The sequence below is a fragment of the Nocardioides jiangsuensis genome (assembly GCF_019679455.1).
GTDB lineage: Bacteria > Actinomycetota > Actinomycetes > Propionibacteriales > Nocardioidaceae > Nocardioides_C > Nocardioides_C jiangsuensis.
This window is the reverse complement of the sequence record NZ_JAIEZQ010000001.1, coordinates 615157-640658: the sequence shown is the minus strand read 5'-3', so window position 1 is coordinate 640658 and position 25502 is coordinate 615157. Positions and strand designations below refer to the sequence as shown.

The window sequence follows — 25502 nt, the reverse complement described above, 5'->3', positions numbered from 1 at the left end:
GGTCGACTCAGGCGTCGCGTCGAGTCTGGGTCGCGGACGGGGAAGCCGAGTCCCGGAGCCGGGGAACCAAGTTCCTGGGGTGAATCGCGCTGGAGTGTGACCGCACCATGGTCGCGCGCCGTGTGTAGGGCTTCTTTGCCGCCCGAACCCGTCAGCTCACCTGGTAGGCGTCAGACAAAGAGGAGACCGTCCGCTCGTGACCGACGGCCGGAAGCGCATCACACGTGTCATCGCAGCACTGGGCATCACCACTCTCGGTGGTTCCGTGCTGGTCAGCCCCAGCTACGCCGAGCCGGACATCGACTCGGTCGAGGCGCGGGTCGACAAGCTCTACCACGAGGCCGAGATGGCTTCCGAGCGCTACAACGAGGCGCGCGAGGAGCTGAAGGCCACCCAGACCCGGCTGAGCTCGCTGCGAGCCGACCTCGAGCGGCAGCAGGCCAAGGTCGAGAGCGTCCGCGAGCAGGTCGCCGCCGCGGTGGTCTCGCAGTACCAGGGCCAGGCACTCTCCACCACCAGCCAGGTGTTCCTCTCCGAGGACCCCGACGCGTTCCTCGACCAGCTCGCCACCGTGTCGGCCTACAACGACCAGCAGGGCGAGATGATGGCCGACTTCGCCACCCAGGTGAAGCAACTCGAGCTGCGCGAGGCCGCCGCGAAGCGGGAGCTCGCCGAGGTCGCCGAGACCAAGGAGAAGCTCGCCGCCGAGAAGGCCGAGATCGACGAGAAGGCCGGCGCCGCCGAGGAGCTGCTCAGCGACCTCGAGGCCGAGGCCGAGGCGGAGGCAGCCGCCGCCGCCCGTGCCCAGGCCGCCAGCCGCAGCGTGGACCGCGCCCCGGCTCCCGCGCCCGACGTCGCCGCCTCCGGTCGCGCCGGTGCCGCCGTGTCCTACGGGCTCGCCCAGGTCGGTGACGCCTACGTGTACGGCGCGGCGGGCCCGGACGCCTTCGACTGCTCCGGCCTCACGATGATGGCGTGGGCGCAGGCAGGCGTGAGCCTCCCGCACTCGTCCAGTGGCCAGATGAGCTCGGGCACCCCGGTCTCCTCCTCCGAGCTCGCCCCCGGCGACCTGGTCTTCTACTACAGCCCGGTGAGCCACGTCGGCATGTACATCGGAAACGGGCAGATCGTCCACGCGGCGAACCCCAGCTCCGGTGTCGAGGTCGTCGACGTGATGTCGATGCCGTACTCCGGTGCTGTCCGACCCGGCTGACCCAGCCTCGAAGACCGGCCGCCCACTGCTGTGGGTGGCCGGTCTTGTGCTGTCGGCACTCGTCGCCGCCGCGGTGTTCCTGGTCGTCGGGAACGACGAGACCGTGGTCCGTCCCGACCCGACGCCCACCCCGTCCAGCGACGGGGTCGCGACGCGGGAGGACGCGGCGGGGGAGCTGTTGAGCGAGCTCGCCTCCGCGCTGAGCGAAGGCTCGCGGCAGGAGGTCCTCCGGCTGGCGGCGCCCGGTCGGTCCGCACGCGCCTCGCTGGGTGCGGTCTACGACAACGTCCAGGACCTGCGCGTCGAGGACCTGTCCCTGCGCTACGTCGATGAGCAGGCGGGGGAGCTGTCCGCCGAGGACCGCCGTGCCTTCGGCGCCCGCGCCTGGGTCGCCGACGTCCAGCTCGGCTGGCGGCTCGGCGGCGCGGGGGAGACGCCGACCGAGACCGAGGTCTCGATGACCTTCGTGGAGACCCCCGACGGGGCTGCGTTCGGGTCGGCGTCCGGCGACTACGGCAACCCCGCGCCGCTCTGGCTGATCGACGACCTCACCGTCCGGCGGAGCGCCCGCTGGGTGCTGATGGTCGCCGACCCGGCCAACGCGGACCGGTACGCCGCCCTGGTCGACCGGGCCGTCGCGGACGTGGCACGCGTGATCCCGTCCTGGCGCGGCAGCCTGGTCGTCGAGGTGCCGGCGACCCAGGAGGAGATGCACCAGGTGCTCGACGCCGACCCCGGCACCTACAGCGCGATCGCGGCGGTGACGTCGACCGTCGACGGCTCCCTGAGCCCGTCCGCGCCGAGCCACATCATCGTGAACCCCGACGTGTTCGGCCGGCTCGGCGCCGACGGGTCGCAGATCGTGATGAGCCACGAGGCCACCCACGTGGCCACGGACGCGGCGGTGTCGTCGATGCCGCTGTGGCTGCTCGAGGGGTTCGCGGACTACGTGGCGCTGGCCGGTGTCGACCTGCCGGTGTCGCTGACCGCGAGCCAGATCCTCGCCGACGTACGCCGGGACGGGGCCCCCGAGGCGCTGCCGGGGAGCAAGGAGTTCGCCACCTCGAACAGGCTGCTCGGATCCTCCTACGAGGCGGCCTGGCTGGCGTGCCGGCTGATCGGGGAGACCTACGGCGAGGCCAGGCTGATCAGGTTCTACGAGACCGTCGACGACGGGACCCCCGTCGAGGAGGCGTTCCGCGACGTGCTCGGCACCTCCGAGCGCAGCTTCACCCGCGCGTGGCAGGACTACCTCACCGAGCTCGCCGGGTGAGCATGGCAGGCTTGGCGCCGTGACCACCGCGCCCGCCTCCGCCGGAGTGCCCCTGGCACGCGGGGCCGCGTGGGCCACCGTGGCGGTCGCCTCGGTCGTCCTGGTGCTGCTCGCGGTGTGGCTGGTCCCGTGGGACTGGGTGCCCGGCGGCCGGCTCGTCCCGGCGTCCCCGCACGAGGTGTTCACCAGCGATCAGCTCGCCCGCGCGGAGGAGTACTCCGCGGGCCGCCGCTACCTCGGCTGGGCGTCGTACGGCGTCTCCCTGCTCGTCGCGCTGGTGCTGGGGCTCACCCCGGCCGGTGCGCGCCTGGTCCGCCGGGTCGGCGGGCGCCGCTGGTGGCTCGCCGTGCCGGTGGGGACGCTCGCGCTGCTGCTGGTCGGCAGGCTGGTCACGCTGCCGTTCGCGGTGGCGGTCTACCGCCGCAACCTCGGCTACGGGCTGACCGAGCAGGGCTGGGCCGGCTGGTGGGCGGACTACGGCAAGTCACTGCTGGTCTCCTGGGTGCTGACCGCGCTGCTGCTGCTGGTCGTGGTCGGAGCCGCCCGCCGTGCCCCGCGCTTCTGGTTCGCCTGGGCCGGGGGGCTCGCCGCGCTGCTCGTGGTGGCCGGCTCGTTCCTGTACCCGCTGGTCGTCGAACCGCTGTTCAACACCTTCACGCCGATGAGCGACGGCCCCTTCAGGTCCTCGGTCCTGAGCATGGCCGCCGACGAGGGCGTCGAGGTCGACGACGTGCTGGTCGCCGACGCCTCCCGCCGTACGACGACGCTGAACGCCTACGTCTCCGGCTTCGGCGGGACCCGCCGCGTCGTCGTCTACGACACCCTGCTCGCCGAGCTGAGCCCGGCCGAGGCGCGGGTGGTGGTCGCGCACGAGCTGGCGCACGCCAAGCACGACGACGTGCTGGTGGGCACCGCGCTCGGTGCCGCGGGCGCCGTCCTCGGGGTCACCGTGCTGGCGCTGCTGCTCGACACCGCCCCGCTCCGCCGCCGCGCCGGCATCTCGGGCCCCGGGGACCCCGGGTCGGTCGCGGTGGTCCTCGCGCTGGTCGCCCTCGCTGGCCTGCTGGCCGCCCCCGTCCAGAACGCGACCAGCCGGGCCATCGAGGTCCGCGCGGACCGGGAGGCGCTGGCGGTGACGGGGGAGAGCACGACGTTCGTCGACATGCAGCGCGAGCTGTCGCTCCGCGCCCTGAGTGACCCGACCCCGCCGGCCTGGAGCCAGCTGTGGTTCGGCAGCCACCCCACCGTGCTGCAGCGAGCGGGCCTCCCCGCGTCGCTGGAAGGAGCGAGATGAGCAAGGTCCTCGTCGTCACCAACGACTTCCCGACGCGAACGGGGGGGATCGAGACGTTCGTGATGTCGCTGTGCGAGCGGATGGACCCGGACCGGGTCGTGGTGTACACCGCCTCGATGCCGGGCGACCTGGAGCACGACGCGACACTCCCGTTCCCGGTCTACCGGGACCCCGCCTCGATGCTGCTGCCCACGCCGGCCGTGGCGCGGCGGGTGGTCGAGGTGATGCGGCGGCACGGCTGCGACCGGGTGCTGTTCGGCGCCAGTGCGCCGCTGGGGCTGCTCGCCCCGCGGCTGCGGCGCGCCGGCGCCCGGCGGATCGTCGCGCTCACGCACGGGCACGAGGTGTGGTGGGCGAAGGTGCCGGTGACCCGGCAGCTCCTGCACCGGATCGGGGACTCGGTGGACGTGTTGACCTACGTCAGCGACTGGTGCCGGGAGCGGATCGCCCCCGCCCTGTCATCGCAGGGGACTGCCCGGATGCGGCAGCTGGCGCCGGGCGTCGACACCGCGAGGTTCCGCCCGGGCTGCGGGGGAGCGGAGATGCGCAAGCGGCTCGGGCTCCTGCCCGACACCCCGGTGGTGGTGTGCACGGGGCGGATGGTGCCGCGGAAGGGCCAGGACACGCTGGTCCGGGCGTGGCCGGCGGTGCTGGCCGAGGTCCCCGACGCGCGGCTCGTGCTGGTCGGCGAGGGGCCCCGCCGGGCGCACGTCGAGGAGCTGGCGGAGCGACTCGGCGTCGCGGACTCGGTGATCGTCACGGGTGGTGTGCCGTGGGAGGACCTCCCGGCCTACTTCGACGCGGCGGACGTGTTCGCCATGCCGTGCCGGACCCGGGTCTTCGGGCTGGAGGTGGAGGCGTTCGGCATCGTGTTCCTCGAGGCCGCTGCCTGCGGGGTGCCGGTGGTGGTGGGCCGCTCGGGCGGAGCGCCGGAGACGGTGGTGCCCGGAGAGACGGGGGCGCTGGTCGACCCGCGGGACCCGGGCGCTCTGGCCGGCGTCCTGGTCGGGCTGCTGTCCAGGGCCGATCGTGAGGAGCTGGGGGCGGCCGGCCGGCGGCGCGTCGCCGAGCTCTGGGAGTGGGACCGCGTCGCCGAGCGGCTCGCGGTCCTCCTCGAGGTCGAGCAGGTCTAGCAGGTCGAGCCGGCGTCGACCACGGCGTTGCAGGGCTTGTCGAACAGCCCGGCGGTGGTGGTGCCGAAGAACGCGACGGACAGGACCACGGCCATGGCGATCAGGGTCATGATCAGTGCGTACTCGACTGCTGAGGCGCCGGACTCGTCGGTGCGTCGGTGGTGGTTCATCACTTTCTCCCTTGTGTGGCTTCGGCAGCCCCTGGAATGAGAAGTGGCCGCAGCGCCCAGCGCTGCGGCCACCTCCCGTGCACGGTGTCAGCAGGTCGCGGTGTTGTCCACGCACGAGCCGGTCTCGTTGAAGATGCCGTCGAGGGCGTTGCCCAGGAACAGCACCGAGGCGACGATGATCGCCGCGATCAGGGCGACGAGCAGGCCGTACTCGACGGCGGACGCGCCGCGCTCGTCGTGGCGGGCCCGGAGGTACTGCTGAAGAACGATGAGCTGACGCATGTGAATCTCCCCTTGATGTCTGATGAGGCCGGTCAGTGGCCCCATGAGTAGAAAACCAGGCCTCGTAACCTGTGTCCGCAGAACGATGGAGAAGCCGCGTTTGTCTGACTGTTCGGTCTTCGCCGGGTAGTCCCCAATGACTAGTCGTGGGGGGTGGTCCCGGCTCAGATCCGCTCGGCTCCGGTGAGCAGGCCGGCCCGGATCGCGTTCATGATCGCCTGGGCGCGGTTCGCCGCCCCGAGCTTCTCGTAGATCTTGGAGATGTGGGTCTTGGCGGTCGACTCGCTGACGAACAGCGTCCGCGCGATCGCCGAGACGCCCTGCCCCTCCGCGAGGAGGCGCAGCACGTCGGTCTCCCGGGGGGAGAGCTGCGGGCCGGTGGGCGACATCCTGCGGCGCATGGCGTCCGCGAGGTTGGCGGCGGTGAACGAGCGCGGGGAGACAGATGCGTGCCGGGCGGCGGCGACCACGTCGTCGGCGGGGGCGTCCTTGGCCACGAAGGCGGAGGCCCCGGCCTCGAGGGCCGCGAAGAGCTGCTCGTCGCCGGCGTACATCGTCAGCACCACGATGCCGACGGCGTCGTCCCGCTCCCGCAGGCCCCGGACCAGGTCGAGGCCGGTGCCGTCGGGGAGCCGGACGTCGGTGACCACGACGTCCGGCCGGAGCGCGGTCACCGCCTTACGGCCGTCGGCGACGGAGCCGGCGTGCCCGACGACGACGAAGTCCTCGGCCCGCTCGAAGGCGCGGGCCAGGCCCTGGCGGATCAGGTCGTGGTCGTCCACGAGCACGACGGTCTTGGTCTCGGACTTGTTCGTCATCGGTCTGCTTTCACGCGGGGCTCGGGTAGGGCGTGCTCGGTGCCGAGGGTGACCGTCACGACGGTTCCCCCCGGTCCCGGGAGATCGTGGTGCTCGCTGATCGCGAGCCGGGCGTCGACCCGTTCAGCACGCTCGCGCATGATGCGCAGGCCGTAGGAGTCCGGACGGGCCGTGCCGAGCCCGCCGCCGTCGTCGCGGATCTCGAGGCTGGCGAAGGGCGGCTGCACCCGGCAGTTCACCCAGATGTTGCGGGCGTCCGTGTGCTTGCGGGCGTTGGTGACCGCCTCCTGCGCGATGCGCAGCAGCTCGGTCTCGGTCTCGGCGCGGAGCCGGGTGGGTGCCTCGTCGAGCGTGAGGTGGACGGTCAGGTCGGAGCGGGCTCCGACCGAGTGGAGGTAGTCGGAGAGGGCGGCGCCCAGGCCGGTCGACGCCACGACGTCGCTGCGCAGGTCGAAGATGGAGAGCCGGAGCTCGCTGACCACGCGGGTGAGCTCCCCGCGCAGCGCCGACAGCCGGGCCCGTTGGTCCTCGGACTCGGCGGTGGCGGTGAGGTCGTCGACGAGGTAGCCGAGGGAGGCGACCTCCTGGGCGATCCCGTCGTGGATCTCGCGGGCCAGGCGCCGGCGCTCCTCCACCGTGGCGAGGGAGCGCACCTCCTCGAAGGCGAGCGCGGTGTCGAGCCGGATGCTCTGCGCGTCGAGCTCCCGCATCAGGTCGGCCGTGGACGCCCGGTCGAGAAGCTCCGGCACGTCCGCCAGGAGCACCCCGATCATCCGCGACCCCACGCGGAGCGGGAAGGCGGCGAGCCGGCGCGGCGCCGACTCGGGTCCCGCGACCGCGGCGTCGCAGGGCACCATCTCGGTCCAGCACCGGCCGACCACGGCGAGCTCCGGGTGCAGGCGTTCGTTCGCGCCCTCCCCGCGGTAGCTCAACGGGGTGAGGAGGCCGCCGTCCACCCGGACGAAGACGGCGGAGCCACTCGTACCGGTCGTCTCGTGCACGGTGGCCAGCATCTGCGAGGCCAGGCTGACCGGGTCGAGGCCGGCGGAGAGCCGGCGGGCCACGGTGCGCAGCTGGGTGAGCAGCCGTCGCGCGGACTCGTACGACGGGTCGGACACGGGCAGGGGCGCCTTGCCGATCTCTCGCAGCCACGCGCCGAGCAGACCCGCGCCGAGGCTGGTGAGCAACCAGGGCGCGAAGACCTCCGAGCGGGCCTGGAGCCCCTCGACCTCGGCGAACAGCATCGGCAGGGCGAGGACGGTGGCGAGCTCGGCCGTCATCACCGTGGCGAGCCCGACGAGGCCCCGGGTGATGCCCGCGATCAGGGACAGCACCACCAGGTATGGCAGCAGGACCACACCGCCGGGCGGGGCCGACCCGATCACCAGGCCGGTGACCAGCGCCTCGAACGCGACCACCCAGATGCCCCGCAGCTCGGTCACCAGCGACACGTACACCGCGGTCATCGCGACCGTCGCCACCACGACGAGGCTGAAGAGCACCTCGCCGTCCCGGGACAGCAGTGTCAGGCCGAGGACCGCGGCGATGCAGAAGACCCGACTGGCAAGGGTGACGCGGTCGAGCTGGTTCAAGCTACATGGCTCCCGAGGAGAAGACACCGATGATGCTGATCACGGCAGGGCCGAGGACGATCAGGAACAGGCAGGGGAGGATGCAGAAGACCAGCGGCAGCAGGATCTTGACCGGCACCTTCTGCGCCTGTTCCTCGGCGCGCTGGCGGCGCTTGACCCGGATCTCGGAGGCTTGCACCCGCAGCACCTGGCCGATCGGGATGCCGAAGGCGTCGGCCTGCACCATCGAGGAGACGAAGCCGCGGATCTCCGGCAGCGACGTGCGCTCGCCGAGGGCGCGCAGCGCCTTGGACCGGCCGAGCCCGATCTGCATCTCCTGGAGCACGCGGGCGAACTCGTCGGCGAGCGGACCCTGGGTGTTGCGGGCCACCTGGGAGAGGGCGGCGTCGAAACCGAGACCGGCCTCCACCGAGATGGTCAGCAGGTCGAGCGCGTCGGGCAGCGCCCTGCGGAGCTTGGCGGTGCGGTCGTAGCCGATCTGGTAGAGGTACATGTTCGGCGCGAGGTAGCCGATGAGTGCCGCCAGGACGCAGACCGCGATGGTCGGGCCCGACCCGACGCCCAGCAGGAGGCAGGCCACCAGCGACAGGCCGAGCGCGCCGGCGAAGCCGACGAACTTCAGCGAGGTCACCCGGTCGACGGTCCACCCGGGCGGGTTGCCGGCCACGTCGAGCTTGTGCCTGATCCGCTCGCCGTGGTCGGCCGGGGTGAGCTTCTTGCCCAGGCCCACGAACCGGTTGAGCAGCGGGACCAGCACCCGGTCGTTGAACGACGGCTGGAGCTCGTCCTGCATCGACTTCGGCGCGGTGGTGAAGGCCTCGACCACGGCCAGCGACTTGCTCACGCCCCGGGTCTCGTTGGTGAAGACGCCGATCGCCGCGAGGCTGACGAACAGGGCGGTGAAGATGCCGACCATCCCGACCGTCAGTACCAGGGTTGCTCCCATGACTACACCTCCACCTTGACCATCTTGCTCATCCAGAAGGCGCCGACGACCATCATCACGCCGCAGACACCGAACATCAGCCAGCCGAGCGGGGACCCGATCATCGGGTCCAGGTAGTCGGGCCGCAGCAGCGCGAGGTAGGCCAGGAACACCGGCGGCAGGCCGCCGAGGATCCACGCGGACAGCCGGCCCTCGGCGGAGAGCGACTTCACCTGCCGGCGGAGGTACTCCCGCTCACGCATCGTCTCGGCCACCTGGTTCAGCAGCTCGGCGAGGTTGCCGCCGACCTCCCGCTGGATCCGGATCGCCATGACCACCCACTTGAAGTCCTCGCTCTGCATCCGCTCGGCCACCGACTCCAGCGCCTCCTCGACCTGGACGCCGAGCCGTGCCTCCACGAGCGCCCGGCGGAACTCCGCCGCCATCGGCTCGGACCCCTCCCGCACGACGGTGTCGGCCGACTGGGCCAGCGACAGGCCGGCGGAGAGGCTGCCCGACATCAGCTGAAGCGTGTCGGGAAGCTGGGAGTCGAAGGCCTTCAGACGCCGGCTCTTCTTCATGGCGAGGTAGATCCAGGGCACCACGACACCGCCCGCGAGCAGCATCAGGGTGAACAGCACGCTGCCCGAGGAGAGGAGGAAGCCGACCAGGGCAGCGCCGAGCGCGAACCCGGCGTGCCCGAGCAGCCACTCGGCCGGCTTGACCGACATGCCCGCGCCCTCGAGCTTGTTGCCGAGCCTGGCCTCGAAGCCCTTGTTGCCGGCCAGGGCGCGCTCGGCGATACCGACCGCCTGGCTGGTCATGTTCGGGGCCGCGACGCTCTGCGCGGGGCGGGCGGACATCCCCCGGGTCGCGGCGCTGGTGTTGCCGGTGCGGCTGTAGGCGGCGACCCGGTCTTCCAAGGACTCCTGCTTGCGCGGCGCGAAGACACCGAGGGCGCTCAGCAGCACCAGCAGGCCGCCGAGCGTCGCGGCCGCGAGGCCGGCGAGCATCATCTCGGTCGAGACGGCGAACCGGGGCGCAGGTGTGGCGACCGGTCCGGTGCCGGCCGGAGCCTTGGCCGGTCCGGCGGACACGACCGAGACGAACGCCGAGTCGGTGAAGGTCTCACCGGCGGCGTCGATCGTCACGGCCAGGGTGGCCTCCTCGTTGGAGACGCCTTCGGGCACCTCGACGGTGACCAGCACCTGCTTCGCGAGCGCCTGGGCCTCGCTGGCGAACGCCTCCGACAGGGCCTCCGGGTCCTGGGTGCTCAGCACCGTGCCCCGGCCCGCGGCCGCGATCGTCTCCAGCGGAGCCGCCTCGGCGCCGGTCTGGCCGAGCGAGATCACGTCGACCTTGATGTCGGCGCCCTTGATCGTCGCGGTGACGTCCTCGATCTCCGTGTCGGAGGTGTCGACGCCGTCGGAGAGGACGAGCACGTTGCGCTGGCCCTGCGAGCCGGCGGTGCGCACGGCCTGCTGCACACCGTCGTACAGGCTGGTCTGCCGGCTGAGCGCGAGGTCGTCGAGGGCGGCGACGGCCGCCTCACGGTTGAGGCTCGGCTCCTGCACGACCTCGACCTCGTCGGCGAAGGTGACGATCCCGACCAGCACGTCGAGCGGCGCGGTCTCGAGGAAGATCTCGGCCGCCTGCTTGGCCTCGGCGAAGCGGTTGTCGATCTCCATGCTCTGGCTGACGTCGATCGCGAGGACGGTCGTGCGGGTGATCCCCTCACCACTGTCGGCGGCCAGCTCCGCGGACGCCACCGTCTCCTCGCCGTCGAGCGTGGCGGTCACGGAGCCCAGGTCCGGCTCCGTGCCCTCGCCGATACCCGGGACGGAGTAGAGGACCCGGAGCGTCCCGGCGTCGGACTCGACGTGGTCGATGTCGCCCTCGGCCGCGGTCGCGGGCCCGGCGGTGCCGAGCAGGAGCGCCACCACGGCGCCGGCCAGGCCTACTGTGCGCCCACGGCGCGCCCCCCTGAACAGCGCCATGTCACATCCCGTCCATCGCGAAGAGCATCGGGTCGACGTGGACATTCTCGTGCGCGAGCTTCTCCAGGAACTTCGGGCGTAGGCCCGTGGACCGGAGGCGGCCGAGGCTGCGGCCGTTCTCGTCGAAGCCGTAGGAGTGGTCGTAGACGAAGATGTCCTGGAGCGTGATCACGTCACCCTCCATCCGCTCGACCTCGGTGACGTGGGTGATCCGCCGCGAGCCGTCCTTGAGGCGGCTCTGGTGGACGATGACGTCGACCGCCGAGGCCACCTGCTCCCGGATGGCGCGCATCGGGAGGTCCATGCCGGCCATCAGCACCATCGTCTCGATGCGGGCCAGCGTGTCGCGGGGGCCGTTGGAGTGGATAGTGCAGATGGACCCGTCGTGACCGGTGTTCATCGCCTGGAGCATGTCGAGGGCCGCGGAGTCGCGAACCTCGCCGACCACGATGCGGTCGGGGCGCATACGCAGCGAGTTCTTCACCAGGTCGCGGATGTCGACCGCGCCCTTGCCCTCGATGTTGGCCGGCCGCGACTCGAGCCGGAGCACGTGGTCCTGGTGGAGCTGGAGCTCGGCGGCGTCCTCGATGGTGATGATCCGCTCGTCGCTCGGGATGAACGACGAGAGCACGTTGAGCGTCGTCGTCTTTCCGGCGCCGGTGCTGCCGGAGACGATGATGTTGAGCTTGCCCTTGACGCAGGCCTCGAGGAACTGCGCGGTCCGCTCGGTGAACGAGCCGAACGCGATCAGGTCCTGCGCGGTGTAGGGGTCGGCGGAGAACTTACGGATCGTCAGCAGCGACCCGTCGACCGCGAGCGGCGGGATCACCGCGTTGACCCGGCTGCCGTCGGGAAGGCGGGCGTCGACCATCGGGCTCGACTCGTCGACGCGCCGGCCGATGCGGGACACGATCTTGTCGATGGTGCGGCGCAGGTGCGCCTCGTCGGTGAACCGGCCCTCGACCTTGTTCAGCCGGCCGCCGCGCTCGATCCAGATGTCGTCCGCCCCGTTGACCATGACCTCGGTGAGGTCCGGGTCGCGCAGGAAGGGCTCGATCGGGCCGTAGCCGAGGATGTCGTCGGCGATCTCCTGCGCGATCCGGGTGCGCTCCTGCGGCGTGAGCAGGGTCTGGTCGTCGGCCATCACCTCCTGGAGGGTGGCGCGGACCATCTGCTCGAGCTCGCTCTGCGTGAGCTCGGCGTCGTACAGCTGGGGCCCGAGCTGCTGGAGCAGCCGGTTGTGCACCGTGGCCTTGAGCTCGCGGAAGTCGTCCTCGGCCGCGTTCTTCGGTGCCTTGGTCTTGCCGTTCACCGGGATCGCGTCGGTGGACGCGACGGTGGTGGTCGTGCGGTCGCGGGAGGCAGCCGCGAGGCGGTCGGTCAAGCTGCTCATGGTTTCCTACCTACTGTTCCGGCGGAGGAGCCCGCGCTTCGGTGGGCTGGCGTGCGTGGCCTTCGGATCGGTGGAGCGGGTGGCCGCGTCCGCGGAGCCGAGCAGGTCCTTGGCCAGGGCGGTGATCGCCTGGCTGACCGGGTGACGGGGGAGCGACGCGGCGATCGGCTCCCCGGAGTTGGTGGCGTTGGCCACCTGCGGCGAGGTCGGGATCGACCGCGAGATCTTCAGCCCCAGCGTGCTCTCGACCTTGTCGCTGGTCAGCCCCACCTTGTCGTCGGCCCGGTTGAGGATCAGGCTGCGGCGGGCGACGGGGAAGTTGAGCAGGTCCAGCGTCTCCACGGCGATCTTGACGTTCTTCAGCGTGGGCACGTCGAGCGTGGTCACCAGCAGCATCTCGTCGGTCTCGTCGAACGCCTGGAGCACGTGCTCGTCGAAGGCGGGCGACGTGTCGACCACGACGTACTCGTAGTTGGCCTTGAGCAGGCGCAGGATCTTCCCGATCAGCGGAGCGGGGATGGAGTCCTTCGCGTCCGGCTGGACCGGCGCGACCAGGGCGGACAGGCCGTCCCGGTGCGGGGTCAGCAGGGTCTCCAGCACGGTGATGTCCAGCCCGGACTCCATGTGGACGGCGTCCGCGATGGTGCGCGCCGGGAAGAGCTGCAGGGTGATCGCGACGTCGCCGAAGCCGAGGTCGAGGTCGACCAGGCACACCTTGCGGGCACCCTTGTCGGCGAGGGCGATCGCGAGGTTGACCGCCAGGGTCGTCTTGCCCACGCCCCCCTTCGGCGAGAAGACCGTGATCAGCTTGCCGCGGCCGGCGTCGTCCACCGGCGCGATCGGACCGTTCAGGGCCTCCCACACCTGGCCGGCACGCCGGACCGCCTCCCCGAGGCCGGTGAGGTCGCGCTCCTCGACCACCTCGCGCATCCCCGACCGCAGTGCCTCGGCCAGCACGCTGGTGTCGACGCGGCGGCGGATCAGGATGACGCTGGTGGCGGGGCGCGTGACCCGCAGCGTGTCGGCCAGCGAGGCGGCGGCCTCGAGGTCGACGGCCGGGCCCAGGACGATGGCGTACTCCTCCGGTGCCTCGGCCAGCGTGGCCTTGAGCTCCTCGAGGTTCGCGACGACGCTCGACGCGGACCCCGTCACGGTGGTGAACAGCTCCGCGTTGGCGGACTGGCTCTCGACGATGATCGGCATTCAGATCACCGGAACATGTTCGCGGCCGTGACGCCGTTGCCGGACTTCACCGACGACTTGTCCGTCAGCAGGCCGAAGGCCAGCTCACCGTTCTTCGCGGCGTAGAGCACGCGCTCCGCCTCGTCCTGGTCCACCGCCAGCGTGAGCAGGGTGCGCGGGATCTGCTCGGTCGTCTGCGCCCCCTCCTCGTTGGTCGTGGTGGTGGAGATGACCGTCGTGTCGCCCACACCGATCACCTGCACCCGGGGGAGCAGCATCCGGGTGAACTTCGGAAGCTTCGTCGTGGCGCCGGTCTGGAGGTCCGTCGCCTCAGGCTCGGCGCTGACGAAGACCGCCACCTCCGCACCGGGCGACACGAAGCCGGCGACGCGGGCGGGGTCGGTCAGCTGGACCGAGATCGCCATCTTGCCGTCGGGGATGGTGAGCACCTTCTGGTCACCCGGGGAGCCGAACTTCGCGGCGACGATCTGCTCCTGGGGGTAGACCGTCGTCAGCGCGACCTTGTCGGCGAGGCCGGTGGTGCCGGAGAGCGCACCGTCGAGCAGGGAGCCGACCGGGACGGTGCCCATGGCGATCTTGCCGGCCTGCTGCGCCTGGGCCAGGGTCTCGCCGGGCTGGATGATCTCGACCGCCTTGAGCACCTGCCTGGTGTCGTACTGATCCGCGGCGCGGGCGTCCGCTGTCTTGACGTACATGAAGACCAGCGAGGTACCAAGTGCGGCGACCAGCACCGACACGATCAAGAGAACTGTTCTGCGTCCCATGTGTCATCCCATGTCTGCTAGTACCTGAACGGATCGCAGACAGACGCCGTCTTGTGTTGCGCCTTGCCCCGTCCCGTCGGCCTCCATCCCCCCGGAGACCGAAGTTAAGCGTTCTACAAATTCAGGCAGTACGTCTCAGGAATGCCTGATTTGGCCCGAACAGACGGGGTTGCCCTCTCCGGGGGCGTTCAGGGTGACTAGGGATGACTAGGGATGACTAGAGCGGGTCCACCCGATCAGCGGGAGTAGAGCGCCTCGACATCGGCGCGGAACTCCCGGCTCACCACGTTGCGCTTGAGCTTGAGGCTGGGCGTGAGCTGGCCGCCCTCCTCCGTCCAGTCGACCGGGAGGATCGTGAACTTGCGGATCGACTCGGCCTGGGAGACGGCCTTGTTGGCCTCCTCGACCGCGCGCTCGACCTCGGCGATCAGGTCGGGGTCCTCGGTGAGGTCCGCGATCGCACCGGTCTTGTGGTGCTGCTCGGCCCACTGCGGGAACGACTCCGGGTCGATCGTGACCAGCGCCGCGATGTAGGGCTGGCCGTCGCCGACGACCATGCACTGGCTGACCAGGGGGTGGGCGCGCAGCCGGTCCTCGAGCACGGTGGGCGCGACGTTCTTGCCGCCCGCGGTCACGATGATCTCCTTCTTGCGCCCGGTGATCCGGACGAAGCCCTCGTCGTCGATCTCGCCGAGGTCCCCGGTGTGGAACCAGCCGTCGGGGCTCAGCGCCTCGGCGGTGGCCTCCGGGTTGTGCCAGTAGCCGGTGAACACCTGGCCCCCCTTGACCAGCAGCTCGCCGTCCTCGGCGATGCGCACCCCTGTACCGGGGAGCGGCCGTCCGACGGTGCCGATCTTCGAGGTCTCCGGCAGGTTCGCGGTCAGTGCCGCCGTCGTCTCGGTCAGGCCGTAGCCCTCGATGACGACCAGGCCGATGCCGCGGTAGAAGTGGCCGAGCCGCTCGCCGAGCGGGGCGCCACCGGAGATGGCGTACGCGCAGTGCCCGCCCAGCGCCGTGCGCAGCCTCCCGTAGACCAGCTTGTCGAAGAGCGCGTGCCGCGCGCGCAGCAGCAGCCCGACGCGGCGTCCGTCGAGCGCCTTGCTGTAGGCGATCGCGGTGTCGGCGGCGTGGTCGAAGATCCGGCCCTTGCCGTCGGCCGCGGCGTTCTGCGAGGCGGAGTTGAACACCTTCTCGAAGACCCGCGGCACGGCGAGGATGAACGTCGGCTGGAACGACCCGAGGTCGGCGACGAGGTTCTTCACGTCGGCGGAGTGGCCCAGGCGGCACCGGGCCTTGATCGCGCCGATCTGGATGATCCGCGCGAACACGTGGGCGAGCGGCAGGAAGAGCAGGGTCGCCGAGTCCTCGTCGTCGAAGAGCTGGTGCAGCTCCTCGACCGCGACGCCGAGCTCGAACATGAAGTTGCCGTGGGTGAGCATGCAGCCCTTGGGGCGGCCCGTCGTACCCGAGGTGTAGATCAGCGTGGCGAGGGAGTCCGGGGTGAGCGCGGTACGACGCCGCTCCACGTCGTCGTCGGAGACACTCGCGCCGAGGGCGACCAGCTCGTCGACAGCGCCCTCGTCGAGCTGCCAGACGTGCCTGAGGTCGGGCAGGCTGCCGCGCATCTCCGCGACCCGGGCGGCGTGCGCGGCGGTCTCGGCGACCACCGCCGTGGCCCCGGAGTCGGAGAGGATCCACTCGACCTGCTCGGCCGACGAGGTCTCGTAGACGGGCACCGTCACCGCGCCCGCGCACCAGATCGCGTAGTCGAGCAGCGTCCACTCGTAGCGGGTCTTCGAGATCAGCGCGACGCGGTCGCCCTCGCCGATGCCGGCCGCGACGAGGCCCTTGGCCACCGCGCGGACCTGCCCGAGGAACTGCGCCGCCGTCACGTCGGTCCACGCGCCGTCGACCCGGCGGCTGAACGAGACGACGTCGGGGTAGTCCGTGGCGTTGGTGACGATGTCGTCGGTGAGGTTCCCGGTGGTGGGGATCTCGATGTTGATGGGCGTGGAGTACTCCCGCACGCTGTTCCTCCGGTTCGCTCAGCTGACGGCGATGTGCACGCTGCACGTTACCGCTGCGTCTCGCCGCGCGAGCACCAGATGGGCCGCTGTCGCGGCATGGCCGCAGTCACAGTGCGGCAGCGGTGATCCGGTACGCTCGCCGCCACAGCAGTCTTCGAGTTGAGGGGCATCCGAGAGCCATGGCCGAGCAGACGACCTCGAGCATCGTGATCAACGCCGAGCCGGCCTCGGTGATGGCGGTCATCGCGGACTTCCCGGCCTACCCGCAGTGGGTCCAGGGCGTGAAGGTCGCCGACGTGGTCGTGGACGGCCCCGAGGGCCGGGCGGAGCAGGTCTACTTCGAGCTCGACGCCAGCCCGATCAAGGACCAGTACACCCTCGGCTACGACTGGCACGGCCACCACGCGGTGCGCTGGAACCTGGTCGAGGGCAAGATGCTCAAGACGATGGACGGCGCCTACGAGCTCGTGGGTCGCGACGACGGCTCGACCGAGGTCACCTACCGGCTCGCCGTCGACATCTCCATCCCGATGATCGGGATGCTCAAGCGCAAGGCCGAGAAGGTCATCATCGACACCGCGCTCAAGGGCCTGAAGAAGCGCGTCGAGTCCCTCGCCTGACCTCGTGAGGATCATTCTCTTCACCGGCAAGGGCGGGGTCGGCAAGACCACCGCGGCAGCGGGTACGGCGACCGTGTCGGCGCTGCGCGGCCGGCGCACCCTCGTGCTTTCCACCGACGCCGCGCACTCGCTCTCGGACGCGTTCGGCGTGAGCGTCGGCAGTGAGCCGACCGAGGTCGACGACAACCTCTTCGTGCAGCAGGTCGACGCGCAGCGCCGCTTCGAGCGCTCCTGGGCCGACATCCAGGGCTACCTGCTGTCCGTGCTCGACGCGGCCGGGTTCGACCCGATCACCGCCGAGGAGCTGACCGTCATCCCCGGCGCCGAGGAGGTGCTGGCGCTCCTCGAGCTGCGCAGGCACGCCACGTCGGGGGAGTGGGACGTGGTCGTCGTGGACTGCGCGCCGACCGCGGAGACGCTGCGCCTGCTCGCGCTCCCGGAGGCGCTCGGCTGGTACATGGACCGCGTGCTGCCGATGGAGCGCCGTGTCGTCAGGGCGTTCAAGCCGATGCTGGCCAGGGCCGCGGGCGTGCCCATGCCGCACGACTCGGTCTTCGACGCGGTCGAGCGGCTGCACCGGGAGCTCGAGGAGATCCGCACGATCCTGACCGGCGAGCAGGCGAGCGTCCGCCTGGTGCTGACACCGGAGAGCATGGTGGTCGCCGAGGCCCGCCGGTCGCTGACGACGCTGTCGCTGTTCGGCTACCGGGTGGACGGGGTGGTGGCCAACCGGGTCTTCCCGGAGGCCGGCTCCGACGCATGGCGGCGGCAGTGGGTCAGCGCCCAGGGCGAGGTGCTGCGCGAGGTGGAGCAGTCCTTCGCCGGGCTGCCGGTCTGGCGCTCGGCCTACCGGCCCTGCGAGCCGGTCGGGGTGGCCGAGCTCGCGGCGTTCGCCACCGCGGCGTACGACGGGCACGACCCGCTCGAGGCGCCGACGGGGGACGGGCCGATGACCATCCGGCGGACACCCTCCGGTGCCCTGTTGACCATCGCACTACCGTTCGTGGCGAAGACCGACATCGACCTCGCGAGACACGGAGACGAGCTGGTGGTGACCGTGGGCTCCTACCGACGCGTGCTCGCCCTGCCCGCGGCACTCGGGAAGCAGACGGTCGCGGGCGCACGGGTCGAGGACGGCGCGCTCCAGGTGCGCTTCCGGGCGCCGGTGGAGGCGTCCCCGTGACCGGCCACGAGAACGACGGCACGAACGAGGACGACCAGGGCGAGGTCGGCTCGGTCGGGGAGGAAGCGGTCAAGCTCCTCGCCGCCCTCCAGGACTGGGCCGGGAAGAGCGGTGGCGAGTACGCCGGTGCGGCGGCCGGCGCCGCCGCGAGTGCGGCCTCCGCGCTGGGAGCGGTCAACGAGCACATCGCGACCGGCGCCGAGGAGTGCCGCTACTGCCCGGTCTGCCGGCTGATCGCGTCGGCCCGCGGGACGAGCCCGGAGGTCAGGCAGCACCTGGCGGCCGCCGCGTCGTCGCTGATGCAGGCGGTCGCGGGCGTGATGGCCACCCACACGGGACCGGCCACTAAGGCAGAGAACGAGACCGGGGTCGAGAAGATCGACCTCACCGACGACGACTGGGAGGACGACTAGTGGGACTCACGGTCGGGATCGACATCGGCGGCACCAAGATCGCCGGCGGGGTGGTCGACGAGAAGGGCAACATCCTCAGCACGGCGCGCCGGGAGTCCCCGGCGACCGACTCGCAGGCGATCGAGAGCGCGGTGCAGGACGTCGTCGACGAGCTGCGCGGCAGCTACGACATCGAGGGTGTCGGCGTGGGCGCGGCCGGGTTCGTCGACGTCAAGCGCGCGACGGTGCTGTTCGCGCCGAACCTGGCCTGGCGCGACGAGCACCTCAAGCGCGACCTCGAGGACCGGCTCGGCCTGCCCGTGGTGATCGAGAACGACGCGAACGCCGCGGCCTGGGGCGAGTTCACCTTCGGCGCCGGGGCGGACGTCGACGACTTCATGCTGGTGACCGTCGGCACCGGGGTCGGTGGCGGCATCGTCCTCAACGGCGAGCTGCACCGCGGGGCGTTCGGGGTGGCCGCCGAGATCGGTCACATCCGGATGGTGCCGGGCGGGCTGATCTGCGGCTGCGGCAACCGTGGCTGCTGGGAGCAGTACGCCAGTGGCTCCGCCCTGGTGCGCGAGACCCGCGAGCTCGCGGCGCAGGGCTCGCTGATCGCGAAGTCCCTGCTCGACCGCGCCGGCGGGAACGTCGAGGACATCACCGGCCCGCTGATCACCGAGGCCGCCCGGGACGGCGACGCGTTCGCCGCCGAGCAGCTCGAGGCCCTCGGCCGGTGGCTGGGCGAGGGGATCGCCACGCTGACCGCCGTGCTCGACCCGGCGGTCGTGGTGATCGGCGGCGGGGTCTCCGAGGCGGGCGACCTGCTGCTGGACCCCATCCGGGCGCATTTCCGGTCCAACCTCACCGGCCGCAACTACCGCCCCACGCTGCAGATCCGGCAGGCGGTGCTGGGCAACCGTGCCGGCGTGATCGGCGCGGCGGACCTCGCCCGTCGCCCGTAGCCGGTAGAGGCTCGACCGAGGGTCAGGCGGCCGGCACGCGGGACCGGTGCTCGGCCGGAGCGCGGTCGGCGCGCCGGTCCTTCAGGCGGAGGAACGGCTGCTCGACGAACCTCCACGACAACAGCGTCAGCCCCCAGGTCGCGGCGAGCGCCAGGACCACCGCGACCGGGGCGGGGACCGCCTCACGGAGTCCGGGCAGCACGACGAGGACGGGCAGCGTGTGCCACAGGTACATCCCGTAGGAGCGGCGGCCGACCAGCACGAGCGCGGGCGAGGACAGCCACCGGGGCGCGCTGTCGGTCGCGACCGCGTAGATGATCCCGGCGGTGACCAGCGGGACGAGGACGGTGGAGACCACCCACCGGCCCAGCTCGCCCGGCAGCGCCGCGCAGCCGAGCAGACCCGCGAGCAGGACGCCGAGCAGGCGCCCCGGGACGCGGGGAAGTCGCCGGCCGTGGTGCAGCACCAGCGCGAGGGCGCAGCCGACCAGCAGCCCGAGCGCCTGGGTGTCCGACCCGAAGTAGACGCGGTCCAGCCCGGCGCCGCCGTCCCACAGCACGATCTTGGCCGTGACCGCGTAGACGGAGCCCAGCGCTGCGACCACGAGCAGTGGGGTGCGCCCGAAGCGCGCGAGCGCGAGCACGACTACCGGCCAGACGAGGTAGAACTGCTCCTCGACCGCGAGCGACCACGTGATCCCGACCGTGCCGAGGCGCCCGCCGAACGCCTGGACCCAGTTCCCCAGGTAGAGCAGGACTGGGACGGTGTCGAGCAGGCTCTTGCCTGTAGGGAATCCGAGAGCGAGCGCCACGGCCGTCATCACGACCAGGAACGCGACCAGTGCCGGCAGCAGGCGCAGCACCCGGCGGCGGTAGAACGCCACCAGGTCGATGGCGGTGTGCGCGGCGTGCTCCTGGAGGAGCAGCGCGGTGATCAGGAAGCCGCTGAGGCAGAAGAACACCGTGACCCCGGCCGGCCCCGCGGCCCCGAGACCGGGGAGCCGGACGTGGTCGTAGAGCACCAGCAGGATCGCCAGCCCGCGCACCCCGTCGAGCGCGGGCCGGTGACCGAGCCGCCACCGGCCGGTCGTGGCCACTGACTCGTCCACGACCCGCACCGCGCGTCTCAGCGGACGAACGAGAAGCCGCCGAGGACCGGGATGGTCACCACGTCCTTGGCGTTCGGCTCCATCTCGAGCGCACCGCCACCCGTGACGTTGAGCTTGCGGGCGATGTACTGCGAGTTCCGCACGTCCTGGAGACCGCCGCCCTTGATGTTGAAGGCGTCGGCCTCGGGGAGCATGAACACGCCGGACAGGTGCATGGTGCCGCCACCGGCCATGGTGTGCGCGCCCCAGGCCTCGGTCCAGAGCGCGAGGTCCTCGAACAGTGCCCACTTCGAAGGGTCGGCGGTGTCCGACGTCGAGTTGGGCGCCGTCCAGTCCTGCGAGCCACCGGTGATCTGGATGATCCCGTTACACGCGTTGTCCACCGGGTCGACGCCGTTGGTCGCAGGCAGGCAGCCACCGACCTGGGCGCCGCCCATGATGAGCGTGGTGTTGCACATCTGGAGGAACGACGAGGAGTTGGCCGACTTCAGGAAGCCACCGGCGATGTAGAGAACCGCACGGTTGTTGACGTCGCCCGTGGGCGCGGACGAGCACGTGGCGGCGCCGAAGTGGTGCAGGCGGAAGGACGGCGAGACGTCGAAGGCCAGCCCGCTGCCGCCCCACTCCCCGTAGACGTAGACCCCGGTCGCCTTGGGCATGGAGAGGTTGTCCGCCTTCACCTTGCCGTTGAAGACGACCTCGACCGCGTCGGGCAGGGTGACGCCTGCCTGGGTGAACCCGGGTCCGGTGTTGCAGTCCACGTAGAGCTTGACCGCGGTCAGCTCCGCGCCGGCGAGGTTGCACCCACTGCCGACCAGGGTGCTCAGCGTGTAGCCGGCGGCTGTCGCGGCCGCGGGGGTCATCACCGTCTTGGCGTAGCCGACCGCGTCCTGGGTGCGTACGGCGTCGAGCCACCGGTTGTCGACGGGGCGACGGGTGACCGGGTCGCGGCCCTCCGGGGGGTTGCCCGGCGGGTAGGGGCCGCCGTGCACCTGGTCGATCGGGTCGGTGGCGTTGCCGGCGACCGCAGCGGCGGCGCCGCTCAGCGCGGCCGTGCTCAGGAGGCCGGGCAGGAGGCCGTCGTCGGACTCGTCCGCGACGATGCCGTTGGTGTGGTTGCCGTTGTACACCTTGTTCACGGAGTTGCAGTCGTCGCCGTCGCCGAGGCTGTCGGTGTGGATCATGCCGGGCATCTCGGCGGTGCCGTAGACGTGGACGCTCGCCCCACCGACGGTGTCGATCGCCCGGCAGTCGTGCCGCTCCAGGAGCAGCAGCGCCACGGCCCCCTGGCCGTCGTTGCCGATGGTGACCCGGCCGACCGAGCGGACCCGGGAGACGATGTCCTCGTCCGAGGCGATGCTGCCCAGCCCCGGCTGCCGCGTCTGGGTGATCTGGACGCCGATCTGGTCGCAGCCCTGCTCGGCCGGCTCGCCCTGGTCGCCGGCGAGGGTGGCCTTGGTCTCCTCCTGGAACTCGGGGTGGTCGGCCAGCACGTACGGGATGCTGATCTCGACCAGGTACTCGACGTCGTCCGGCGTGGTCACGGTCTGGGCGAAGTTCGCCGCCGTGCTGGGCACGCCGGGCTTGCACACCACGGAGTCCCTGGCTCCGCCGCACTCGCCCCACGCGAGGCCAGCGCCGTCGAGCTCGGGCTGGTTGGCGTTCAGGTAGTCGATCGCCTCGCAGACACCGCGGTAGGAGTAGATCTCGCCGGTGCCCCCGTCGAGCGCGCGCATGCCGGCGCCGACCGCGGAGTCGGCAGCGGACTTGTTGGACTGCCGGTCCATCCGGACCAGGCCGAAGTCGAGGACCATCGCGACGACGACGAGCAGGGCGGTGAGGCTGATCGCCACCATGATCGCGACCGCGCCGCGCTCGTCCCTGCGTCCGCGCAGCCGGGCGTTGAGGCGGCGCATCTCAGCAGTCCCTCTCGTAGCGAGCCACCGAGTGGCGGATCATGTCGCCCTGCTTGGGCGTGGCCACTCCGAGCGTGATTTCGAAGTGCCGGGACGCCCACACCTTCACCAGGCACTCGCCCGCGCCGAGCGCAGGCAGGTCCGCGTCGGCGACCGGGAAGGCCGGTGGCGGGGGAGGGTTGACCCCCGCGTCACTGCAGAACGGCGCCACGGGGGTGGCGCCGATCACCTGGACACACACGGTCGTCGTGGACGCGCCGGCGGTGATCCCGTCGTCGAACTGGGTCTCGCGCACGCGGTCGATCACGTCTGTCGCCCAGGTGGCGGCGGCGATGTCGCCGGTGGCGCCGAACCGGGCGCCCTCCCGCACGGCGTTGGTCAGGCCGATGCTGCGGGTGTACGCCAGCCCGCCGGTGATCGTGCCCAGCATCATCATCACGAGCAGCGGCAGCACGAGCGCGAACTCGACGGCCACCGCGCCTCGCTCCTTGCGCTTGCGACGGCTTTCCCCCCGGGTCGAACCCTGGTCACAACCAGACATAACAATCCCCTCTACCTCGCCCTCGACGAGGCTATGGGGGACTTGAGGAATTCGGGACGGAATGGCACCGAAATGGTCCTATCGGGTGGTGTGTCTTTGCCCGGGATGGCCGAACGGCCCGCACTGGGCGAGGATTGCCGCGTGCAGCAGGAGAAACGGGGCCTCTCAGACGTCGTCGGCGTGGACATCGGCGGCACCAAGGTGCTGGCCGGGCTGGTCGCCCCGGACGGCACGGTGACCGCCACCGTGCGCCGGGAGACGCCGCACCGCAGCAAGACCCCCGACGTGGTCGAGGCGACCATCGTCGAGGCGGTGCGCGAGCTGACCGATGGGCGCAGCGGCCTGGCGGCGGTCGGGGTCGGCGCCGCCGGCTTCGTCGACGCGGCCGGCAGCATCGTCCGGTTCTCCCCGCACCTGTCCTGGCGCGACGAGCCGCTCAAGGCCGCGCTCGAGTCGCGGCTCGGCGTACCGGTCGTGGTGGACAACGACGCGAACACCACGGCCCTGGCGGAGATGCGCTTCGGCGCGGGCCGCGGCTACCGGCAGGTGCTGTGCGTGACGCTCGGCACCGGGATCGGCGGGGCGCTCGTGCTCGACGGCGACGTGTTCCGCGGGGGCAACGGGATGGCGGGGGAGTTCGGCCACATGCAGGTGATGCCCGGCGGCCGCCGGTGCGAGTGCGGCAACCGCGGCTGCTGGGAGCAGTACTCCAGCGGCAACGCGCTGGTCCGCGAGGCGCGCGAGCTGGTCGCAGCGGAGTCACCCACCGCCTTCCTCCTGCGGGACCTGGTCGTCGGCGACGTCTCCCGCCTGACCGGGCCGGTGGTCACCGAGGCTGCGCGGGCCGGTGACCCCGCGGCCGGGGAGCTGTTCGACGAGATCGGCAGCTGGCTCGGCACGGGCCTGGCCAACCTGGCCGCCGCCTTCGACCCGGAGGTCATCGTCGTCGGCGGCGGGGTGTCGGAGGCGGGCGACCTGCTGCTCGACCCCGCCCGCGAGGCGCTGCGCAAGTCGCTGACCGGGCGCGGCTTCCGGCCCGAGCCGCCGGTCGTCCGCGCGGCGCTCGGTCCGGACGCGGGCTTCATCGGGGCGGCGGTGCTGGCGCGCGAGAGGGCGGCGCGTCCACAAGTCTGAGCACCGTCGGGAGTCCCGGGAGGAATGGTGCGATCACCTGCAGAGGCCGACGTACCGGGCGATACTCCCCTCATGGTCATGGCGACGGACACCTCCGCATCGGTCGACCCGGCAACGGGGCGCGCCGAGCGCTCCACGGACCTGCGGGTCGACCGGCTCGTCGGCGTGCTGTCCTATGCGCTGCTCCTGCTGACCTTCGGGCTCGCCCTGCGCCAGGCCCTCCAGCCGCTCCGCGACCCGGACACCTGGTGGCACCTGCGGCTGGGGGAGGAGTTCCGCGGAGGCTGGTCGCCCCGGGACCCGGGCAGCCTCTCGCCGTTCGCGGACCGGCCCTGGACCGCCACCCAGTGGCTCCCGGACGTGCTCGCCAGCCAGCTGGCGAGCTGGTTCGGCCTGCCCGGGGTTGTCTGGTTCGCAGCGGCAGGGATGCTCCTGCTCGCCGCTGCGGTGTTCGGGTCCTGCCGGCGCGTCGGGGGCGTGCTGCCCGCCGTGCTGGCCACCGCCGCGACGATGGTGGGCGCCTCGCTCAGCCTGACCCCGCGACCGCACCTGGTCAGCTTCCTCTTCCTGGCGATCACCCTGCACGCGTGGCTCGGGACGGCGCGCGACCTCAGGCCACGCTGGTGGCTGCTCGCGCTCGGCTGGGTCTGGGCGTGCTCGCACGGCATGTGGCTGCTCGGCCCGATGGTGGGCCTGGCGGTGATCGGTGGCCTGCTGCTCGAGAGGCGGCTCCCGACCGGACGCCTGGCGCGCCTGCTGGCGGTCCCGGTCGGCAGCGTCGTGGCGGCCGCGCTGACCCCGGCCGGGCCGGGTCTCGTGCTCGTCCCCTTCACGACGCGGGGGACCAGCCAGCAGTACATCTCCGAGTGGGGATCCCCGTCCTTCCAGGAGATCGCGCCGGCGACGACGGCGCTGATGATCGGCGTCGTCGTGGTGGTGTGGGCGCGGCGCGGGGGCCGCGTCCCCTGGACCCACGTCGTGCTGCTCGGGTTTGCCACTGCCTGGACGCTGCTGTCCTACCGGACGGTGGCGCTCGGTGCCGTGATCACCGCGCCCCTGCTGGCCGCCGCGCTCGAGTCGCTGCGCCGCGACCCCCACGAGGCCGGAACGGCCCTCCGTGAACGTCTGGTGGTGGCCGGGATGCTCCTCGCCTGCCTGGCCGGGGCGGCCGCTGTGGTCAGCACCTCGACGTCGGTCGCGTCACCGGCCACCGACCAGTTCCCGGTGGCGCTCGACGCCGACCTCGCCGCGCTGCCCGAGGGCACGGTGGTGTTCAACGAGTACCTCGTGGGCGGCTGGCTGGAGTGGGAGCACCGCAACGTCGTACCGGTGATCGACGGGATGACCCACGCCTACCCGGACGCGTGGGTCGGCGAGCACGTGCGCGCCACCCGGCTGGAGAAGGGCTGGCAGGACGTCGTCGAGGGGACCGGCGCGGAGTATGCGCTGCTCCGGACCGCCAGCCCGCTCGCCCTGGAGCTCGCCTCCCACCTGGACTGGCGGGAGGTCGGCCGCGACCCCAGGGCCGGCTACGTGCTGCTCGAGGCGCCGTAGGAACA

The 25502-nt window shown here is 71.7% G+C and carries 23 protein-coding genes and 1 riboswitch; of the genes, 10 read left to right on the top strand and 13 right to left on the bottom strand.

Going from position 1 to position 25502, the window contains the following annotated elements; translation table 11 throughout:
* Positions 1 to 33 precede the first annotated feature (33 nt).
* Positions 34 to 185, top strand: a riboswitch (cyclic di-AMP (ydaO/yuaA leader).
* Positions 186 to 196: 11 nt separating this feature from the next.
* Genes K1X13_RS03035 through K1X13_RS03020 form a run of 4 tightly spaced genes read left to right on the top strand, consistent with a single transcriptional unit; the run spans position 197 to position 4913 of the window.
* Positions 197 to 1213, top strand: coding sequence for a C40 family peptidase (locus K1X13_RS03035; RefSeq protein WP_308249360.1), 1017 nt, complete (start codon positions 197 to 199; stop codon positions 1211 to 1213).
* 34 nt (positions 1214 to 1247) lie between these two features.
* Entirely contained in the window at positions 1248 to 2486 is a 1239-nt protein-coding gene (locus K1X13_RS03030) for a gluzincin family metallopeptidase (protein ID WP_221023549.1), read from the top strand.
* A 19-nt stretch (positions 2487 to 2505) separates the two neighbouring features.
* Positions 2506 to 3780: a M48 family metallopeptidase gene (locus K1X13_RS03025; protein WP_308249359.1), complete on the top strand. Its 1275-nt coding sequence runs from the start codon at positions 2506 to 2508 to the stop codon at positions 3778 to 3780.
* Positions 3777 to 4913, top strand: coding sequence for a glycosyltransferase family 4 protein (locus tag K1X13_RS03020; protein ID WP_221023548.1), 1137 nt, complete (start codon positions 3777 to 3779; stop codon positions 4911 to 4913). The genes K1X13_RS03025 and K1X13_RS03020 overlap by 4 nt, the downstream gene beginning before the upstream one ends.
* Here the strand turns inward: K1X13_RS03020 and K1X13_RS03015 are convergent.
* The 10 genes from K1X13_RS03015 to K1X13_RS02970 form a co-directional block, all read right to left on the bottom strand.
* Complete coding sequence (locus tag K1X13_RS03015) at positions 4910 to 5083, bottom strand: Flp family type IVb pilin (RefSeq protein ID WP_221023547.1); 174 nt, start codon at positions 5081 to 5083, stop codon at positions 4910 to 4912. The genes K1X13_RS03020 and K1X13_RS03015 overlap by 4 nt on opposite strands.
* An 87-nt stretch (positions 5084 to 5170) precedes the next feature.
* Entirely contained in the window at positions 5171 to 5365 is a 195-nt protein-coding gene (locus tag K1X13_RS03010; RefSeq protein WP_221023546.1) for a Flp family type IVb pilin, read from the bottom strand.
* Positions 5366 to 5529: 164 nt separating this feature from the next.
* Entirely contained in the window at positions 5530 to 6183 is a 654-nt protein-coding gene (locus tag K1X13_RS03005) for a response regulator transcription factor (protein ID WP_221023545.1), read from the bottom strand.
* The gene (locus K1X13_RS03000) at positions 6180 to 7775 is read right to left on the bottom strand and encodes a sensor histidine kinase (RefSeq protein ID WP_221023544.1); all 1596 of its coding nucleotides are present in this window, start codon (positions 7773 to 7775) and stop codon (positions 6180 to 6182) included. The genes K1X13_RS03005 and K1X13_RS03000 overlap by 4 nt, the downstream gene beginning before the upstream one ends.
* Before the next feature lies 1 nt (position 7776).
* Positions 7777 to 8721 (bottom strand): type II secretion system F family protein, encoded by a 945-nt coding sequence (locus K1X13_RS02995; protein WP_221023543.1) that lies wholly within the window; start codon positions 8719 to 8721, stop codon positions 7777 to 7779.
* Positions 8722 to 8723: 2 nt separating this feature from the next.
* Positions 8724 to 10697 carry a type II secretion system F family protein gene (locus K1X13_RS02990; RefSeq protein WP_221023542.1) on the bottom strand — a complete coding sequence of 658 codons (1974 nt, stop codon included), beginning with the start codon at positions 10695 to 10697 and terminating at the stop codon, positions 8724 to 8726.
* Between the two features lies 1 nt (position 10698).
* Positions 10699 to 12090, bottom strand: a complete 1392-nt coding sequence (locus K1X13_RS02985; RefSeq protein WP_221023541.1) for a TadA family conjugal transfer-associated ATPase — start codon at positions 12088 to 12090, stop codon at positions 10699 to 10701.
* 6 nt (positions 12091 to 12096) lie between these two features.
* Positions 12097 to 13293, bottom strand: coding sequence for a CpaE/TadZ family protein (locus K1X13_RS02980; RefSeq protein ID WP_221023540.1), 1197 nt, complete (start codon positions 13291 to 13293; stop codon positions 12097 to 12099).
* Between the two features lie 5 nt (positions 13294 to 13298).
* Positions 13299 to 14057, bottom strand: a complete 759-nt coding sequence (cpaB, locus tag K1X13_RS02975; protein ID WP_221023539.1) for a Flp pilus assembly protein CpaB — start codon at positions 14055 to 14057, stop codon at positions 13299 to 13301.
* A 236-nt stretch (positions 14058 to 14293) separates the two neighbouring features.
* Positions 14294 to 16084: an AMP-dependent synthetase/ligase gene (locus tag K1X13_RS02970; RefSeq protein ID WP_221023538.1), complete on the bottom strand. Its 1791-nt coding sequence runs from the start codon at positions 16082 to 16084 to the stop codon at positions 14294 to 14296.
* Positions 16085 to 16263: 179 nt separating this feature from the next.
* Between K1X13_RS02970 and K1X13_RS02965 the strand changes: the two genes are divergently transcribed.
* From K1X13_RS02965 to K1X13_RS02950, 4 genes are read left to right on the top strand one after another with little or no spacing between them, the layout of a single operon-like run.
* Entirely contained in the window at positions 16264 to 16704 is a 441-nt protein-coding gene (locus tag K1X13_RS02965; RefSeq protein WP_221023537.1) for an SRPBCC family protein, read from the top strand.
* A gap of 4 nt (positions 16705 to 16708) precedes the next feature.
* Positions 16709 to 17887: an ArsA family ATPase gene (locus K1X13_RS02960; protein ID WP_221023536.1), complete on the top strand. Its 1179-nt coding sequence runs from the start codon at positions 16709 to 16711 to the stop codon at positions 17885 to 17887.
* Positions 17884 to 18300 carry a hypothetical protein gene (locus K1X13_RS02955; RefSeq protein ID WP_221023535.1) on the top strand — a complete coding sequence of 139 codons (417 nt, stop codon included), beginning with the start codon at positions 17884 to 17886 and terminating at the stop codon, positions 18298 to 18300. Before K1X13_RS02960 ends, K1X13_RS02955 begins: the two co-directional genes overlap by 4 nt.
* Positions 18300 to 19244, top strand: coding sequence for an ROK family glucokinase (locus tag K1X13_RS02950; RefSeq protein ID WP_221023534.1), 945 nt, complete (start codon positions 18300 to 18302; stop codon positions 19242 to 19244). Before K1X13_RS02955 ends, K1X13_RS02950 begins: the two co-directional genes overlap by 1 nt.
* A gap of 22 nt (positions 19245 to 19266) precedes the next feature.
* Here K1X13_RS02950 and K1X13_RS02945 read toward each other — a convergent pair whose 3' ends face one another.
* Genes K1X13_RS02945 through K1X13_RS02935 form a run of 3 tightly spaced genes read right to left on the bottom strand, consistent with a single transcriptional unit; the run spans position 19267 to position 22743 of the window.
* A complete protein-coding gene (locus K1X13_RS02945; protein WP_221023533.1) occupies positions 19267 to 20352 on the bottom strand; it encodes an acyltransferase family protein in 1086 nt (361 codons plus the stop codon).
* Positions 20353 to 20369: 17 nt separating this feature from the next.
* A complete protein-coding gene (locus K1X13_RS02940; protein ID WP_221023532.1) occupies positions 20370 to 22268 on the bottom strand; it encodes a TadE/TadG family type IV pilus assembly protein in 1899 nt (632 codons plus the stop codon).
* Position 22269: 1 nt separating this feature from the next.
* Complete coding sequence (locus K1X13_RS02935) at positions 22270 to 22743, bottom strand: TadE/TadG family type IV pilus assembly protein (RefSeq protein WP_221023531.1); 474 nt, start codon at positions 22741 to 22743, stop codon at positions 22270 to 22272.
* A 207-nt stretch (positions 22744 to 22950) separates the two neighbouring features.
* Here K1X13_RS02935 and K1X13_RS02930 point away from each other — a divergent pair, with 207 nt between their 5' ends.
* Positions 22951 to 23943: an ROK family glucokinase gene (locus K1X13_RS02930; RefSeq protein WP_308249358.1), complete on the top strand. Its 993-nt coding sequence runs from the start codon at positions 22951 to 22953 to the stop codon at positions 23941 to 23943.
* A 72-nt stretch (positions 23944 to 24015) separates the two neighbouring features.
* Entirely contained in the window at positions 24016 to 25497 is a 1482-nt protein-coding gene (locus K1X13_RS02925) for a hypothetical protein (protein ID WP_221023529.1), read from the top strand.
* The last annotated feature ends 5 nt before the right edge of the window (positions 25498 to 25502 follow it).